The following is a 16346-nucleotide window of genomic DNA, read 5'->3' as shown; positions in this document are numbered from 1 at the left end:
GTGCCGCGAGAGATGCTTGACGGTCCGACACCTTGTTGAAGGATCCGAAGGACACGAGGAGAAGCCGAGATGACCGAACCGGAGCGGACGGCCGCCAAGGCGTACGTCCGGCTGCTGCGCACCGCCCAGGCCGTGCTCGCCGACCCGGCCACGGCCCCGCGCGCCCTGGCGCTGCTCGCCGGGCCGATGGCCGAGGCGGAGGAGTCCCTGCGGGCGGCGGGCCTCGCGGGCAACGAGGCAAGACTGTTCGCACTGGTGGAGGACCTCCAGACCGATACCTGCGCCTCGGGCCCATGAGCACGGGGCGCGCCTGCCACTATGGGGCTGCGAGGCGGTGACGGCGATCGGAAGGGTGCGCGCCATGCGGGACCCATATGCACGGCTCGGAGGCGAACTCCGCGCGGACGGCGCTCCGTTCGGGCAGCTCCGCACGCACACGCCCAGCCTGTCGCCCTGCGGGAAGACCCCCGCACCCCGCCGCCCGGCCACCCCCCGTTCACCCGGCACAAGACCCGCGGCCGCGCGGAGCGAGGTCCACGACCCCGTCGGCGGCGCCCCACAGGGCGTCCCCGACGGGGCGGACGCGCCCGCCTCCGGCCACCCGGCGCACGCGTCCACGGCACGAGCACACCCGGGCGGATTTCCGGACGCGAACGACGCGCTCCGGCCATTCCTGGCCGCGTGACCCGCGCGCCCCCTTGCCCGCGTGTTGCAATCTCGCCAAGGAACAGGCTCCGGATCGCTTTGGCGGTCTAGACCAATGATACAAAGGCAGTCGCTCCACAGAACCGCCCAGACACCCGCAGTGATCACTCTAGGGAGACACATGCCCGGCACACATGGTCATTCCCTGCCCCCCGTTCCCCGGTACCTGGAGATCGCCCACGACCTCAAGTCCACGATCGAGTCCGGCACTTCGGCCCCCGGACACCGACTGCCCGCCGAGCGGATGCTCGCCGAGCACTACCGCAGCAACCGCCAGACGATCCGCCAGGCCCTGGACGTCCTGCGGCAGGAGGGGCTCATCAGCACCGAGAAGCGCGGCTCCTTCGTCCGCGGCGACCGCCCCGGCGAGGCGCACGCACGGCTGCTCCAGGCGCCTCCGGAGGCGCAGTTCCCGCTGGGCGCACTCAGCCCCCGGGCGGGCATCGCCGCCGCCACCCGGCTCGTCTGGGAGGCCGCCCCGGCGACGTACGCGAGCAGGCTGGGCCTGCGGTCCGGCGCCCGCACCCTCGTCCACTACTACACGGCCTCGGCCGGCGACAGGGTGATCCAGCACGCGGTCAGCTACCTCTCCCCCAGCCTCATCGCCCAGATCCCGCTGCTTGCCCGCTACGAGCGGACGCTGTCCCACCACACCCACAGCGATCTGCGCCGCCTCTACGCATGGGCGGCGGACGCGGGGCTCAGCCTGGAGCACAACGAGCAGCTCACCATGGCCCCCGGCGACGACCGCTCCGACGGCGTCCCGCAGCTGGAGATCCACCGCGAGGTGCGCGACCAGCACCACCGCACGGTGGAAATCACCCTGCTGACCTTCCCGCACGCGGAACAAGGCCCCATATATCACTTCACGTCCCCGGCCCGGGATGTGCGCCCGCCACTCTGAGGCATACCCTTCCTGCCCATGACAAGATCATGGAAAACGGGGCTCACCGCCCTGGCCGCCGGGTTCGCCGCCGTCGCCGCAACCCTGGTGACGGCCGGGCCCGCCCAGGCGGCCACGCCGTTCGGCTCGATCGACAGCGCCGTCGTCGGCCAGTTCGCCCTCGACCCGGTCGCGGACTTCGGCGGGCAGCGCCAGAACACCTTCGACGTCTACGACGAGGCGATCAAGGCGGTGGAGGCCAAGGGTGCGGTCGCCCAGGTGAACGCCACGAGCGTGCTCACCTCGGGCGGCCGCACCGGCATCAACGGGCTGTGCCACACCACCGGCCTGGCGTCGAGTCTCAGCCCCTCGGGCTTCTGCTGGGACAAGGCGGACGACACGTCCAACTCGTACACCGACGCGGGCGGCTGGACACCGCAGGGCCTGACCGGCTCGTACGACGCCCAGCCGGGCGGCCTGGTGGACGGCCACAAGGCGTTCCTGGCCTCCTGGCACTTCAGCCGGGGCCTGGGCGGGGCGAACCCGGTGGCGAACGAGTTCGCCCGCGTCAGCCTGGTCAACGCCGACAACGGCAAGATCACGTACAACCATCTGCTGCTCGTCGAGCCGACCGGCACCCAGGCAGGCGGCGACGGGAACTTCCGGGCCGTCCAGGGCACCCACGCCGACGGCGTGGTCTGGTACGGCAACAAGGTCTTCGTCGCCAACGGCCGCTGGCTCCAGGTGTACGACCTCCAGCACATCTGGAAGGTCAACTCCAGCCAGGAGTCGGTCGGCATCAGCGGCACGACGTCCTCGGCACGCTGGAGCACCTACGCGCTGCCGATGATCGGCCGCTACCGCACCACCGCCGACGACAACACCGCCTGCGTGGTGGCCACCGGCACCACGCCCTGCCTGAACTCGCTGAGCCTGGACCGCACCGGCCAGGACGGCCTGGTCTCCGCCGAGTACAAGCCCGGCGGCGCGGGCGGCCGCGTCGTGCGCTGGCCCCTGAACTACCTCACCGCGCTCCCCGCCACCACCGACCCCTCCGGCCACGGCGTCAGCCACGCCACCGTCGGCTACTCGTCCCCGGTCTGGGCGATGCAGGGCGCCGCGACCAACGGCCAGTACTGGTACATGAGCGGCACCTGCCCCACCGGCACCGGCGGCGGCTCCGGCGACGCCATCGACTACTCGTGCATCCACCGGGCCCTGCCCGACGACGCCCCGCACGTGTACACCACCTCCCCGGTCCTCACCCAGAACCTCGGCTACTCGCCGGACACGGGACGGATCTGGGGCATCAACGAGCGCATCAACTCCACCACCGGTATACGGGTCGTCTTCTCGATCAACGGCTGACGCCCACCCGTACCTCCTGGCGGGCCGGACACGTACGTGTCCGGCCCGTCGCGTGCGGAGGCGTCAGTGCGCCGCGGACGGCACCGGAACGAAGCTGATCGGGGTGCGGACCGTCAATGGGCCGTGGTAGCGGGAGGCGAACGCGACCAGCTCGCAGGTGGCCTCGCGGCAGTCGACCGCGCGCCCGTCGATCGTCGTGAAGGCGGCCGAGAGGGTGGTGTCCTGGTCGATCCGGCCCTGGTCGGTGGTGGCGGGCGGGCGGCCGCCCGGGCGGCAGGCGAACGTGTCGGTCGCTCCGGCCAGGCACTCCAGGATCGGGATGTGGTACTGCGGCTCGTACCGCTGCCCACCGAGGTGGACAGTCTGCCCGTCCGTCAACTCGCTGTTCGGCGTGGCGCGCAGGGTCGGCGGCGCTTCGAGCGGGGCGAGCGGCAGGAAGCGCAGGGGCACGGTGGTGAGCACGGTGCCCGCGTTGTCGGTGAGCGCCAGCAGGCACCGGTTCGCGGCGGTGGCGGTCCGGCAGTCGGCCGGGCCCGCGGGGGTGGCCAGGCGCGTGTAGAGCTTCTTGGGCGAGGCCTGGTAGGTGCCGTCGGGGTAGACGCGGAACTGGCGCGCGGTGTTCTCGTCGCAGGCCGTTCCCCCGCCGGAGGCCGCCACGCACTGCTCGACCCAGACGTACTCCTTGGGTGGCCCACCGGTGATCCGGAAGCTGACGATGTCGCCGTCGCGGATGCCGGTGCTCCGGTCGACCTTGAGGGTGGGCCCGTCGGAAGCGGACGCGGAGGCGGCCGAGCCGGGTTGCGCGCCGACAAGGGCGAGCGCGAAGGCGGCACAGGCCGTGGCCACGCCGAGGAGCGCGCGTCCGCGTCTGGAGCGTGATGCGGTGCGGAATGCCGTACGGGTCATTGCCTCGGCCTCCCAGCCGGTTGAGGGACGTGCGGTGTCATGGGGCGCCTTGGGGCCGATGGTCACGGCACTGCCCCGGCCCACCGTCCGCAGCATCCTGCTGTGCGGATCACGGGGCGGCCAGAGCGTAATCCGGTCACGGGAAACAACCGTGGCGGCCGGAACGGCCGAAAAGGGGCGAGGAGCCGACGGGCAGCGGGGGCTTCGCCCAATCCCCTTCCGCTGACGCTCGTTTCTGCGCAGACACGGAGACACGGAGACCCCCGGAATGCAGCTTCTGTTGCTTGTCATGACTTCGTCGATTCACACTCTGCTGTCACCGTCCGACGAGAGTCGTCCCCCCACAGGAGGTCCCCATGTCAGAGCCGCTGTCAGAACCGTTGCCCAGACGCCGCGTTCCCCGCCTGCGCACCGCGCTGGCCGGCGCCGTCGCCGTCGGCCTGGCGCTCGTCGGCGCGGGCGGCGGCACCGGCGCCGCCTCCGCCGCCGGGTCCGAGGACCTGCCGCTGTCCGGCGCCACCTCGTCGGGCCTGCACAACACCTACGACCCGGCCGCCTTCCCGTATCTGGCACAGGCGCTCGACACCGGCACCTCCATGATCGAGCTCGATGTATGGGACGACTTCATCACCAAGGAGTGGAAGGTCAGTCACTCCAACCCCCTGGGCAACAGCAACAACTGCGTCAACGCGAGCACGCCCGCACAGCTCTACTCCGGCAGCGCCAACAAGAACCTGGAGAGCTGCCTGGACGACGTACGGGTCTGGCTCGCGGCCCACCCCGGGCACGGGCCGCTCATGATCAAGCTGGAGATGAAGGCGGGGTTCCAGTCCCGCTTCGGCCTCGGCCCGGCCCAGTTGGACCAGGCGATCAGCGCCCACCTCGGGTCGGCCGTCTTCCGCCCGGCCGATCTGCTGGCCAAGCCGGGCGGCGGCCAGTACGCCACGCTCGACGAGGCGGCCACGGCCGGGAACTGGCCGACGCGCGCGCAGCTCGCCGGAAAGGTGATCCTGGAGATCATCCCGGGCACGGTCGAGGAGGGCAATCCGACCGACACCCTGTGGACGGACAAGGAGTACGCGACATACCTCCGCGATCTGCACACCGCCGGGCGCACCGCCCAGGCCCAGATCTTCCCCACGGTCCACGGGGCTCAGCCGGGCGACCCCCGCACCCGCTACGCGGACGCCTCGCTGCGCCCGTGGTTCGTCCTGTTCGACGGTGACGCCGCCACGTATCTCAACGGCACCATCGACACCGCCTGGTACGACGCCCGCCACTATCTGCTGGTGATGACCGACGCCCACAGCGTCGCACCTACCCTGGACAGCAAGAACCCGCCTCCGGCCGACGCCCAGGCCCGTATCGCCCTGCTCGCGAAGTCCCACGCGACCATCGCCTCCAACGACTGGACCGCGCTTCCCCAGGTCCAGAGCCTGACGCTGCCCCGCGGCTGACGCCGGGCAGTGGTGCGCGGGCCCGCTCCCCTCCGTCGGGGCGGGCCCGCGGCGCACCCGCTCACCCGCATCGGTGATCATGGAAGGGTGCGCCCCGTACCCCTCTGCGTCCTCAGCAGCTCCGCCCCGCCGCGGGTGGAGCACGGCCATGACCCCGAACTGTTCGTCCAGATCGGTTCGTTGACGAAACCCCTGACCGGCACGCTGCTGGTCCGCCTCGCCGTCGCCGGCGCGCTCGATCCCGACGATCCCCTGGAGCGGTTCCTGCCCGTACCGGCGGGCACCGGCATCACCCTGCGGCACCTGGCCACCCACACCTCCGGCCTGCCCCGGCTGCCTCCGGGCCTCAACCGCCGTGATCCGTACGCCCCGTTCGACGCCGAAGCGCTCGACGCGCTCGTCCGGCGCCTCGACACCCTGACCACCGCGCCGCCGGGAAAGGACGAGGAGTACTCCAACTTCGGCTACGCGGTACTGGGTTCGGCACTGGCGGCCGCGGGCGGCGCCCCGTACGAGCAGCTGCTCGACGAGTACGTCCTGAGCCCGCTCGACATCACCGACGTCACCTCCGCCCCGGCGCCGCGGCGGCGCCTGGTCGCGCGCGGAGTCTTCGGCCGTCCCGTCAGACCGTGGACGATGACCGGTGCGATCCTCCCGGCCGGGGGCCTGTGGGCCACCCCGGTCGCGGCCTCCCGGCTGGTCACCTCGCTGCTCGTCGAACACCGGCTGGGCGAGCCCGCCCCGTCCTGGCAGCGGGCCGGGCGCCTGATCTGGCACAACGGGGCCACCAAGGACGCCTCCGTCTTCGCCGGCGCCCTGCCGGACGGCGCCTGGGTCCTCGTCCACCGGCTCGGCGGCGATCCGGACACCACCGACAAGATCGGCATCGACCACCTGAAAGGTATGATGTAGGTCACATTCAGGGCTGTCACGGCCACGCTCCCCCGGCTGTCCCATGGACGTCACCACAGCGGAGACGCGAGACGGAGGCAAGCGCGATGAGGATTCTGCTGGCAGGGGCGAGCGGGGTGCTGGGGCGGCGGGCCGTGCGGGAGCTGACGGCCGCGGGACACGAGGTGGCCGGACTCGGGCGCGGCGCGTCCAACGCCGTACGGGCGGACCTGCTGGACGGGGACGCGGTGCTGCGCGCGGTCGACGGGATGGCGTTCGACGTCGTCATCCATGCGGCCACCGCCCTCCAGGGCACGTCCCTGATCCGCCACCAGGAGATGGCGGGCACCAACGCCCTGCGGGTGCGGGGCACGGCCAACCTGCTGGCCGCCGCCCGCGCCACCGGCGCCCGCCGGATCGTCCTGGAGAACATGATGTTCGGCTACGGATACGGCGACCACGGCGACCGGCCGCTCACCGAGGACGGCACACCGTTCGGCCCGGCCGGGACCAACCCCTGGCTGGAGCAGCACGTCGGCGCGATGCGCGCCAAGGAGGAACTGGCCTTCACCGCCGACGGGATCGACGCGGTGAGCCTGCGCTTCGGCCTCTTCTACGGCAAGGACGTCACCGACACGACGGTCCTCACCATGCTGCGCAAGCGCAGGCTGCCGGTCGTCGCCGACCACGGCCGGGAGCTGGCGTGGGTGAACGTGGACGACGCTGGCCGCGCGGTCGCGGCCGCCGTCGAGCACGGCCGCCCCTCGCAGGCGTACAACATCGCGGACGACCTGCCGACCGGCTTCGGCAGCCATGTCCGCGCGTCGCCGAGGCGTTCGGCGCACCGGCTCCGCTGCGGGTGCCGCTGTGGCTGCTCAAGCCCGCCCCGCTCGCGCACACCGTCATGGCGACCAATCTGCGCCTGGACAGCAGCAAGGCCAAGGAGGAGCTGGGCTGGAAGCCGGGCCAGGCCGACAGCGTGGAAGGCGTGCGCTCGCTTGCCCGCTCCCTGGGCGTCTGACAGCCTGGCCGCCATGATCAGTACGACCGGCGACGACGCTGCCCCCGACCCGTTCACCGAGCACCGGCGGCTGCTGTTCGCCACCGCCTACCGCATGCTCGGCAGCGTCAGCGACGCCGAGGACATCCTCCAGGACGCCTGGCTCAAGTGGTCCGAGAGCGACCGGAGCGAGGTGCGGCACCCCAAGGCGTATCTGGTGCGCACGGTCACCAACCTGGCGCTGAACCGGCTCACTTCGGCCGCCGTCACCCGCGAGGCGTACGTCGGCCCCTGGCTGCCCGAACCCTGGCTCACCACCCCCGACATCGCCGAGGAGGCGGAGTTGGCCGACACCGTCTCCATGGCGATGCTGGTCGTCCTGGAAACCCTCAGCCCCGTCGAACGGGCCGTGTTCCTGCTGCGCGAGGTCTTCGGCTACAGCCACGCCGAGATTGCCGAGGTCGTCGAACGCCCCGAACCGACGATCCGTCAGATCGCCCACCGCGCACGGGCGCACGTCCAGGCGCGCCGCCCCCGGTACGACACCGACGCGGAGCAGCGCTCCCTGGTCACCCGGCGTTTCATCGCCGCCTGCCAGGGCGGCGACCTCAACGCCGTGATGGAACTGCTCGCCCCCGACGTGACCGCCTGGTCGGACGGCGGCGGCAAGGTGACCGCCGCCCGTCGTCCCCTGCACACCGCCGACAAGGTGGCGCGGTGGATGGTCGGCGTCCTCGCCAAGCCCCACCTCGAACCCCTGGAGATCCGGACCGCGTCGCTCAACGGCGAGCAGGGCCTGCTCTTCAGCGTGGACGGCCACCCGCTGGGCGCGCTCACCTTCGACCTGCTGGACGGGCGCATCCACCAGCTGCGCTTCCAGGTCAACCCCGACAAGCTGGACGGCCTCCGGCCCGGCCTCGGCGACTGACCGGGCCGGGGGGCGCCGCGGGCCGGGAGCGGGAGCCGGGCCGGGGCAGGGGGTGGGAGCCGGGCAGGGCTCGTGCGCCTCAGTGCGCGTTCTCCGTCGGACGCAGGTCCCTCGGTATCCACGCCCACACCATCGCGGCGGCGGCGAGCGCGAGGCCCGCGCCGACCAGGAAGGCCGGGGTCACGGCCGTGCTGTAGGCGTGCGAGACGGTGTCGAGCAGCGCCTTGCCGGCCGGGCCGCCTATCTCGTCGGCCACGTGCGCCGCCTCGCCGACGGAGTCGCACACCTTGTCGGCGGCCTGCCCGGTCAGGTCGAGCGACGGGAGGTTGGCCGTGTAGAGGACGGTGGCGAGGCTGCCGAGGATGGCCACGCCCATGGCGGCGCCCAGTTCGTAGCAGGTCTCCTCGATCGCCGCCGCGCCGCCGACGTCGTCCGTGGGCGCCGCGGCCATCAGCGTCACGGACGCCACCGTGGTGGCCACGCCGACGCCGAGGCCGAGCACCGCGAGGGCGACGGCGAAGGCCGGGTAGCCCACCTCCGCGAACTGCTGGACGACCCAGGGCAGTGCGAGCCCCGCCGCCATCGCGACCAGTCCGGCGCCCATCACATGCCGGATGGGAAAGCGCTGCATCAGCGCGGGCGTGGTCATCGAGGTGACGATCAGGCCGAGCGGCGCGGGCAGCAGCCGCAGACCGGCCTGCAGCGGCGTATACCCCTGCGCGTACTGGAACCACTGCGTCACCAGGAAGAGCACCGCGCCCATGCCGACCATGCCCAGGAAGATGGCGGTGGCGGCCAGGCTGAAGGACCGGTTGGCGAAGAGCCGGACCTGGAGGAGGGGAACCTCCAGGCGGAGCTGACGGCGTACGAACACGGTCAGGGCGACCGCCGCGACGGCCAGCAGGATCCACGGCATCGGGTCGTCGACACCGCTCTTGCCGAGCTGCTTGATCCCGCCCGCGAGGGCGAGCATGCCGACGATCGACTGCCCCACACCCCACCAGTCCCACTTGCCGCTCCGCGCGGAGCGCGACTCGGGCAGGAATCGCAGGCCGAACCCGATCACCAGCGCGGCGACGGGGATGTTGACCAGGAACGCCGACTGCCAGCCGTGGTCCTGGACGAGCAGACCGCCGATGATCGGCCCGAGGGCCATACCGCCACCGAGGACCGCGGCCCACACGGCGTACGCGAACGCCCTCTCACGCACGTCCGTGAAGACGTCCCGCAGGATCGACAGGGTGGACGGCATGATCGCGGCGCCGCCGACGCCGAGCAGCGCCCGCGCGCCGATGACGTGCCAGGCCTCGGTGGCGAACACGGCCAGCAGCGACGCGAGCGCGAAGATCCCGAAGCCGAGCAGAAGCAGGCGCTTGCGCCCCCAGCGGTCACCGAGGCCACCGGCGGTGACGAGCAGGCCGGAGAGGGCCAGGGCATAGACGTCGATGATCCACAGCTGTTGGACCGAACCAGGCTGGAGGTCCGCCACCAGCGACGGAAAGGCCACGTTGAGGATGGTGGTGTCCATCGCGATCAGCAGAAGGCTCCCGGAGAGGATCGTCAGGACGATCCAACGCCGGGGATCCAGGCGCTCGGTGAGGTCGGCCGCGGGCCGGGAGACAGGGGCGTACATGGGGGTTCCGTTCGAAGCGGTGTACTCGGGGTCCGTAGGGGCCCAGGACGTGTCGCCCAGGCAGTACGAATAGGACGTTGTTGTCAGGACGAGGCGTCCGGCGGTTCCGCGCCGTGGCGGAACACGGTGCCGACCAGGCGGCGGATCTCGCGGTGCCCGAGGTGACCGTCACGGACGCCCTCGGCGGCCGCGTCGAGCAGCCCCCACAGCATGTACCAGATCCAGTACGGCGGCAGGTCGCCGCGGAGACGCCCGAGCCGCTGCCCCAGGGTCACGAAGCGCAGGGCGCGCTGGTCGTGGCGCTCAAGGCCGGCCCGGAAGACGGGATCCGCGAGGACGAGGCCGTCGTGGGCGGTGAAGCCGTACAGGTCCACGGCGGGCGCGAGATCCGCGATCAGCCGTTCGAGTGAGGCATCGAACGCCGCCGCGTCCGCGTCGTCGGGCAGATCGGTGGCGGCCAGCCGCTCGTCGATGACGTCGATGGCCCGCGCCGCGACGGCTCTGATCAGCGCTTCCCGGGTCGGATAGCGCCTGCTCAGCGTCGCGCGGCTGATGCCGATCCCGGTGGCGACCTGGACCAGCGAAGCACCGCGATTGTCCGCGAGGACACGCGCCGCCGCGTCGAGCAGTGCTTCATCTTTCAGCATGGCGATCCTTTCACGTCTCGAATGATACAAATTTGTCTCACATGGCGCAAACTTTGCTCACCAAACCATCCCAGCCCGCCACAGGCCTCGGCCTCACTCCCCCGCAAGGTCGGCGACACTTACCCTCCCCGCCCGCCCCGGAGAAGGGATTACGGTGACGCCTCCCCATGAGCACAACGAGCGGCCCACGGCAGCGGCTTTCGAGGCGGCGACCGGCGACGGACCCGCGCCGACGGACCCACCCGCCCAGCGGGAGGCGGCGGTACGGGTCGCCTTCGAGGGGCTGCGACAGATCCGGCGCCTGATGAACGCCGCGCACCCCGATCCGCTCTCCCTGCCCGCAGCCTGGGAGCGGAACCAGATGGTGCGCGCGGTCGCTCTGGCACTGGAAGCCGCGGGCATTCCACCGTCGGCCACGGACGCCGCCGGACAGCGAACCGCGACGGGCTACCGCGTGAGCCCGGCCGACCAGCCCGGGGTCGTCCGTGTGGAGTGGCTGGGCCCGGCCGGGAGCGGCGCCGTCCAGGAGGAACCCGAGGCGCTGCGCCAATGTGCGGACGCATTGCGGCCGTTGGGCTGGGAGGCGCTGGAATACCGGGGCGCGCGCCGCCGCCGCCACCTGGAGGTCGAGGCGGCGCCCTGACCCCCGCCACCGCACACCACTTCATCGACCGCCCCTCACCCCTCACCCTTCCTCCCCCCCCGCATTTCTCGCCCGCATCAGTCGCCCCACCCACACACCAATCCCCGCACCCATCCCCACACCCATCCCCCGTCCATTTGAATATCCAACGCACTCCGCTAGGGTGAGTCCAGATTTCCTACTCACCCGGCTTCGAGCCGGGCGGCCTTCCACAACTCCCGAAGGAAGACACGCATGCGCAACACCACGGCGCTCGTGACCGGCGCCAACCGAGGGCTGGGGCGTGCGTTCGCCCTCGCCCTGCTGGAGCGGGGCGCCAAGACCGTCTACGCGGCGGCGCGCGATCCGCGCACGGTGACCGACCCGGGTCTCACCCCGGTCGCGCTCGACATCACCGATCCCGCACAAGTCGCCGCGGCCGCCGAACTCTGCTCCGACACCTCCCTTCTCCTCAACAACGCGGGGGTTCTGAGCGGCAGTTCCCTGATCGGTGCGGACTCACTCGAAGGGGCGAGGGCGGAACTGGAGACCAACCTGTTCGGCACTCTCGCGATGTGCCGCGCCTTCGCCCCCGTACTCGCCCGGAACGGTGGCGGCGCCGTGGTCAACATGCTCTCCGTACTGTCCTGGCACACCCTCCCGCAGATCGGTTCGTACGGTGTCTCCAAGGCGGCCGCGCTGTCGATGACCAACGCGATACGCGAAGAGCTGCGCCCACAGGGCACGTTGACCGTCGCCGTACATGCCGCCTTCATCGACACCGACATGGCGGCGGGTGTCGACCAGCCGAAGACGAGCCCCGTCGACGTCGCCCACCAGGTTCTCGACGCGGTCGAGGCCGGCCGGGAAGAAGTGCTCGCCGACGAGATCACCCGCCAGGTCAAGGCCGCGCTCTCGGGGGTGCCGCATGCCGCGCGCTGAACTCCGCTCCAAAGGCAGCCCCATGGCCGTCCTCGTGGCCGCCTGCCTCGGCCTGTTCACCGTTTTCCTCCAGACCACCCAGACCATCGGCACCCTCAGCGACGTCCAGGACGACCTGGGCATCGCCCCCGCCGACCTGGTCTGGGTGCCCAGCATGTACACCCTCGTCGTCGCCTCCTTCGTCCTCGGCGCTGGTTCCCTCTCGGACCGGTGGGGCCGCAGAAGGATCTTCCTCGCCGGTGCCGTCGCGATGGGCGCGGGAGGACTGGTCCTGGTCCTCGCGTCCAACCTGCCGACGGTTCTGGCCGGGCAGGCCCTCGCGGGCCTCGGCGGGGCGCTCATCACGCCGAGCTCGCTCGCGCTGGTCAGCCATGCCTTCCCCGACCCGCGCCGCCGCGCCGGAGCCATCTCCGCCTGGGCCGCCACCTCGGGGCTCGGCCTGGCCATCGGCCCGGTCACAGCCGGACTCGCCCTGCGCTGGTGGACCTGGCACGCGGCCTTCTGGCTGAACCTCGCACTCGCCGCCCTGGCCGTCCTCGTGGCGCTGACCCGAGTGGAGGAGTCACGCGTCCCCGGAGGCCGACCCGACTGGGCCGGGCAGGTACTCGGCACGGCCGGACTCGCCCTGCTCATCTACTGGTTGATCGACGGCGGCCACCACGGCTACGCCTCCGCCCGCGCACTCTCCTCCCTCGCCGGAGCAGTCGTCCTCCTCGGCGCCTTCGTCGCCGTCGAGTTGCGCCGCGACCACCCCATGGTCGATCTGCGCCTGATGCGCGACCCGTCCTACAGTGCCTCCCTCCTGCTCGCGGCCACCGTCCTCTTCGGCTTCGTCGGCATCTCGTTGCTGCAAGTCCTGTGGCTGCAACAGGTACGCGGGCTGAGCGCCCTGGAGGTGGGCGTCCAACTCCTGGCGGAGTTCGGCACGTTCATCGTCGCCTCGGTGGCGGCAGGCATCCTCGTACGCAAGTGGGGCCCCCGGCCGCTCATCATCTCGGGACTCCTCCTGGCCGCCCTCGGTGCGGCACTGTTCGCCACCGTCGAACCGGGCGACACCTTCACCGGGTACGCCGCCGCCCTCGTCGTCTTCGGCCTCGGCTGCGGACTGGCCAACGCGCCCTCCACCGCACTCGGCGTCAGCCATGTGCCGCGCGGCCGCGAGGGCGAGGCGAGCGGCACGGTCAACGCGGCCCGCCAGGTCGGCGCGGTCCTGGGCACCAGCATCCTGGGCACCCTGATGACCTCCCGCTTCACGGACCAGCTGGCAGCAGGCGCCAAGAACCCGGGCGCGGCCTTCACGGACGCGGTGGGCTACGCCGCGTGGACCGGGGCAACCGTACTCGTCGCCGCAACCCTGACGGGCGTCGCCTTGCTGGCCCTCGCCGGCCGCCGAGCAGGCGTGGCGGCATACGAGGCGGCCCGCTAGGGCCTGTCGAGAGCAGGCGGGCTGATGCCGGGGATGAACCCGACTGCTCGACAGGGCTCACCGGAACCCGGGCCCGTTCACGGTGCACGGCATCGCGTTCAACCGCCTCGGCCTCACACGTCCGGCGTGCGAGAGGATCCGGTCGGCAGCGGCCCCAGCTACGGGCGACTGCCGACCGGTGTCCCACCGGCGGGACAGCGCGAGCGCTGAGCGCGTGCCCGGCGGCGGCCGGTACCGGGACATTTCCGGCCGGTGACCTTGACATGGCTCCCACATGTCCTAGGTTCAGCCGGAACATTGCCACCACATCTCAGCCGGGGGGCTCGGGTGACATTCAGGTTCTCGCGTACATCGTTCCGTCTCACCCGCCTCAGACCACGTGCACTCGTCCTCCTCGCCACGGCGACGACGACCGCCGCACTGCTGCCGCTGGTCACCCCCAGCGACGCGGCCGTCCCCGGCCGCCATGCCTCCCCTGTGATCGACCCCAACGCGTCTCCGATGTCTCCCCACCACGGAGTGACACCCGCCGACGCCATGCGCCCCACCGCCCCCGTCCTGTCCGGGGCCGGCTGGAGCGTCACGGCGAGCGGCAACTCCCTCACCATCGACATGCACCGGACCGACGTCGTCTCCGCGCTCGTCTACCAGCCGCGCAGGACCGGCGGCGGCAGCCGCGTCACCGAGTACGCCATCCGTCTCAGCACGGACGGGCGGCACTGGACCCCACCCGTCGCCACCGGAACCCTGGCCGACGACACCACCGCCAAGACCCTCAACTTCGCCGCCGAGGGCACCCGTTATGTGCGGCTTTCGGCTACGACACCGGCCGCCGGTCACAACGGCTGGGCTGCCGGAACGGAGCGAATATCCTCCAGTTCCTCGCCCGCGCCCCTCGCCTCCGCAGCCGACGTCCGCCTCCTGGGTGACCCCGGCCTCGCGGCGCCGTTCACCGCCCTCCTGCCGGTCGACGGCTGGACGGTCTCCGCGACCGACGAGGAGAGGGCCCAGGCGAACGGCCTCGCCGCCAACGTCCTGGACGGTGACCCCACCACCCTCTGGCACAGCAGATGGTCGCCGAAGACCGTACGGCTCCCGCACGCCCTCGTCATCGACATGCACCGCACGACCGCCGTCTCCGCACTCACCTATCAGCCGCGCCAGACCGGCGTGAACGGCCGCATCGGCACCTATGCCGTCTCCACCAGCCTCGACGGGACCTCGTTCGACGCGCCGGTCGCGAGCGGCCACTGGAAGGACGACGCGACCGTCAAGACCGCCCTCTTCACCCGCACCGTCTCCGCGCGGTACGTACGACTCGTCGCCCTCAGCGAGGCGGGGCAGCGCGGCCCCTGGAGCTCCGCCGCCGAGATCCGGCTCAGCGGCCCCGGTGACCCCTCCGTGTCGGGCTCCTGGGGACCGGTCACCGGGTTCCCCCTGGTGCCCGTCGCCACGGCCGTCCTGCCCGGCAACAAACTGCTGGCCTGGTCGGCGTACGCCGTCGACCGGTACGGCGGCAGCAACGGCTACACCCAGACCGCCGTCATGGACCTCACCACCGGCCGAGTGACCCAGCGCCGCGTGGACAACACGGGCCACGACATGTTCTGCCCCGGCATAGCCCTGCTCTCCGACGGGCGGGTGCTGGTCACGGGCGGCAGCAACGCGACCCGTGCGAGCATCTATGACCCCCGCACGGACACCTGGTCCTCGACGGCCGACATGAACATCGCCCGCGGCTACCAGGCGATGACGCTTCTCTCCAACGGCGACGCGTTCGTCCTCGGCGGCTCCTGGAGCGGCGGGGACGGCCCCAGGGACGGCGAAGTGTGGTCGGCCGCCGCCCACACCTGGCGCAGACTCCCGGGCGTGCGGGTCGAGGGCGCCATGACCGCCGACCCCAAGGGCGCCTACCGCGCCGACAACCACATGTGGCTGCACGCCACCTCCCAGGGGCGCGTCCTCCAACTCGGCCCCAGCAAGCAGATGAACTGGATCACCACCGACGGCAACGGCAGCATCACCCCCGCCGGCCCACGGGCCGACAGCGCGGACGCGATGAACGGCAACGCTGTCTCGTACGACATAGGCAAGCTGCTCACCCTGGGCGGCGCGCCCGCCTACCAGGACACCCCTGCCACCCGCCGTGCCTACACGGTCGACCTCAACGGCGGCGGTCGGCCCACGGCCACCCGCACCGGAGACATGGCCGCCGCCCGCGCGTTCAGCAACAGCGTCGTACTGCCCGATGGAAAGGTCGCGGTCTTCGGCGGCCAGGAGACCCCGGTTCCGTTCAGCGACGCCAAGTCGGTCATGACCCCGGAGATCTGGGACCCGGCCACCGGCCGCTTCACACCCCTCGCCACGATGGCGGTGCCCCGCAACTACCACAGCACCGCGAACCTGCTGCCCGACGGACGGATCTTCTCGGGCGGCGGCGGGCTCTGCGGCGACTGCGCGACCAACCACCTGGACGGTGCGGTCTTCACCCCGCCCTATCTGCTGAACCCGGACGGCAGCGAGCGACCCCGGCCCGTGATCACCAGTACCCCGCCCGCCCATGTGGCGCTCGGCTCGACGCTGCCGGTCACCACCGGGTCGCCCGTCGGCGCCTTCGCCCTGGTACGCACCGGTGCGGCGACCCACTCCGTCGACAACGACCAGCGCCGGGTGCCACTGACCTTCCGGCAGAGCGGCGAAGGCGCCTACGACCTCTCCATCCCGAGCGACCCCGGAGTCGCACTCCCCGGCACGTACCTGCTGTTCGCCCTGAATACAGACGGCGTACCGAGCATCGCAAAAGTGATCAGTGTGGGATGACCCGTTCCGCACGCTTCGGGTGTGGGCGGAAGCACAATTGCGTGCCCCGATGAACGAGTCGCACCGGACTCCCGTCTTCCCTGCCGGGCTCCGCAGGCCCCTGCGAGCTGTCGACGTA

At 71.6% G+C, this 16346-nt stretch carries 13 protein-coding genes and 1 pseudogene; 11 read left to right on the top strand and 3 right to left on the bottom strand.

Features of this window, described 5'->3' with window-relative positions:
- Positions 1 to 69: 69 nt before the first annotated feature.
- The 3 genes from BX283_RS34170 to BX283_RS34160 all read left to right on the top strand — a co-directional run bounded on the left by BX283_RS34170 (position 70) and on the right by BX283_RS34160 (position 2956).
- Positions 70 to 297, top strand: coding sequence for a hypothetical protein (locus BX283_RS34170; RefSeq protein ID WP_101391270.1), 228 nt, complete (start codon positions 70 to 72; stop codon positions 295 to 297).
- Positions 298 to 826: 529 nt separating this feature from the next.
- Positions 827 to 1609, top strand: a complete 783-nt coding sequence (locus BX283_RS34165; protein ID WP_180357335.1) for a GntR family transcriptional regulator — start codon at positions 827 to 829, stop codon at positions 1607 to 1609.
- A gap of 18 nt (positions 1610 to 1627) precedes the next feature.
- On the top strand, positions 1628 to 2956 hold the full coding sequence (locus BX283_RS34160; RefSeq protein ID WP_257584059.1) for a hypothetical protein: 1329 nt from the start codon (positions 1628 to 1630) through the stop codon (positions 2954 to 2956).
- Positions 2957 to 3019: 63 nt separating this feature from the next.
- On the opposite strand, the gene BX283_RS34155 is transcribed toward BX283_RS34160, so the two are convergent.
- Entirely contained in the window at positions 3020 to 3862 is an 843-nt protein-coding gene (locus BX283_RS34155; RefSeq protein ID WP_180357334.1) for a neocarzinostatin apoprotein domain-containing protein, read from the bottom strand.
- A gap of 356 nt (positions 3863 to 4218) precedes the next feature.
- On the opposite strand from BX283_RS34155, the gene BX283_RS34150 reads away from it, so the two are divergent.
- The 4 genes and pseudogenes from BX283_RS34150 to BX283_RS34135 all read left to right on the top strand — a co-directional run bounded on the left by BX283_RS34150 (position 4219) and on the right by BX283_RS34135 (position 8138).
- Positions 4219 to 5319, top strand: a complete 1101-nt coding sequence (locus BX283_RS34150; RefSeq protein WP_101391267.1) for a phosphatidylinositol-specific phospholipase C domain-containing protein — start codon at positions 4219 to 4221, stop codon at positions 5317 to 5319.
- 87 nt (positions 5320 to 5406) lie between these two features.
- Positions 5407 to 6231, top strand: coding sequence for a serine hydrolase (locus BX283_RS34145; RefSeq protein ID WP_101391266.1), 825 nt, complete (start codon positions 5407 to 5409; stop codon positions 6229 to 6231).
- Between the two features lie 86 nt (positions 6232 to 6317).
- Positions 6318 to 6935 (top strand): annotated as a pseudogene (locus tag BX283_RS34140) (NAD-dependent epimerase/dehydratase family protein); the annotation flags it as partial.
- 309 nt (positions 6936 to 7244) lie between these two features.
- Positions 7245 to 8138 (top strand): RNA polymerase sigma-70 factor, encoded by an 894-nt coding sequence (locus BX283_RS34135; RefSeq protein WP_101392745.1) that lies wholly within the window; start codon positions 7245 to 7247, stop codon positions 8136 to 8138.
- Positions 8139 to 8217: 79 nt separating this feature from the next.
- Here BX283_RS34135 and BX283_RS34130 read toward each other — a convergent pair whose 3' ends face one another.
- Entirely contained in the window at positions 8218 to 9771 is a 1554-nt protein-coding gene (locus BX283_RS34130; RefSeq protein WP_101391265.1) for an MFS transporter, read from the bottom strand.
- An 83-nt stretch (positions 9772 to 9854) separates the two neighbouring features.
- Positions 9855 to 10418: a TetR/AcrR family transcriptional regulator gene (locus BX283_RS34125; RefSeq protein WP_101391264.1), complete on the bottom strand. Its 564-nt coding sequence runs from the start codon at positions 10416 to 10418 to the stop codon at positions 9855 to 9857.
- Between the two features lie 154 nt (positions 10419 to 10572).
- Here BX283_RS34125 and BX283_RS34120 point away from each other — a divergent pair, with 154 nt between their 5' ends.
- The 4 genes from BX283_RS34120 to BX283_RS34105 all read left to right on the top strand — a co-directional run bounded on the left by BX283_RS34120 (position 10573) and on the right by BX283_RS34105 (position 16228).
- Positions 10573 to 11061 carry a hypothetical protein gene (locus BX283_RS34120; protein ID WP_101391263.1) on the top strand — a complete coding sequence of 163 codons (489 nt, stop codon included), beginning with the start codon at positions 10573 to 10575 and terminating at the stop codon, positions 11059 to 11061.
- A gap of 234 nt (positions 11062 to 11295) precedes the next feature.
- Positions 11296 to 11982, top strand: coding sequence for an SDR family oxidoreductase (locus BX283_RS34115; protein WP_101391262.1), 687 nt, complete (start codon positions 11296 to 11298; stop codon positions 11980 to 11982).
- A 22-nt stretch (positions 11983 to 12004) separates the two neighbouring features.
- Entirely contained in the window at positions 12005 to 13408 is a 1404-nt protein-coding gene (locus tag BX283_RS34110) for an MFS transporter (RefSeq protein ID WP_180357333.1), read from the top strand.
- Positions 13409 to 13735: 327 nt separating this feature from the next.
- Positions 13736 to 16228 carry a discoidin domain-containing protein gene (locus tag BX283_RS34105; protein WP_257584058.1) on the top strand — a complete coding sequence of 831 codons (2493 nt, stop codon included), beginning with the start codon at positions 13736 to 13738 and terminating at the stop codon, positions 16226 to 16228.
- Positions 16229 to 16346 lie beyond the last annotated feature (118 nt).

The organism is Streptomyces sp. TLI_146 (assembly GCF_002846415.1).
Classification (GTDB): Bacteria; Actinomycetota; Actinomycetes; order Streptomycetales; family Streptomycetaceae; genus Streptomyces.
This window is presented reverse-complemented; position numbering and strand designations above follow the sequence as displayed.

Bases quoted from the DNA above. Each gene is read 5' to 3' on its own strand.
- BX283_RS34170 (WP_101391270.1), top strand. From the start codon at position 70: ATGACCGAACCGGAGCGGACGGCCGCCAAGGCGTACGTCCGGCTGCTG.
- BX283_RS34165 (WP_180357335.1), top strand. From the start codon at position 827: ATGCCCGGCACACATGGTCATTCCCTGCCCCCCGTTCCCCGGTACCTG.
- BX283_RS34160 (WP_257584059.1), top strand. From the start codon at position 1,628: ATGACAAGATCATGGAAAACGGGGCTCACCGCCCTGGCCGCCGGGTTC.
- BX283_RS34155 (WP_180357334.1), bottom strand. From the start codon at position 3,862: ATGACCCGTACGGCATTCCGCACCGCATCACGCTCCAGACGCGGACGC.
- BX283_RS34150 (WP_101391267.1), top strand. From the start codon at position 4,219: ATGTCAGAGCCGCTGTCAGAACCGTTGCCCAGACGCCGCGTTCCCCGC.
- BX283_RS34135 (WP_101392745.1), top strand. From the start codon at position 7,245: ATGATCAGTACGACCGGCGACGACGCTGCCCCCGACCCGTTCACCGAG.
- BX283_RS34130 (WP_101391265.1), bottom strand. From the start codon at position 9,771: ATGTACGCCCCTGTCTCCCGGCCCGCGGCCGACCTCACCGAGCGCCTG.
- BX283_RS34125 (WP_101391264.1), bottom strand. From the start codon at position 10,418: ATGCTGAAAGATGAAGCACTGCTCGACGCGGCGGCGCGTGTCCTCGCG.
- BX283_RS34115 (WP_101391262.1), top strand. From the start codon at position 11,296: ATGCGCAACACCACGGCGCTCGTGACCGGCGCCAACCGAGGGCTGGGG.
- BX283_RS34110 (WP_180357333.1), top strand. From the start codon at position 12,005: ATGGCCGTCCTCGTGGCCGCCTGCCTCGGCCTGTTCACCGTTTTCCTC.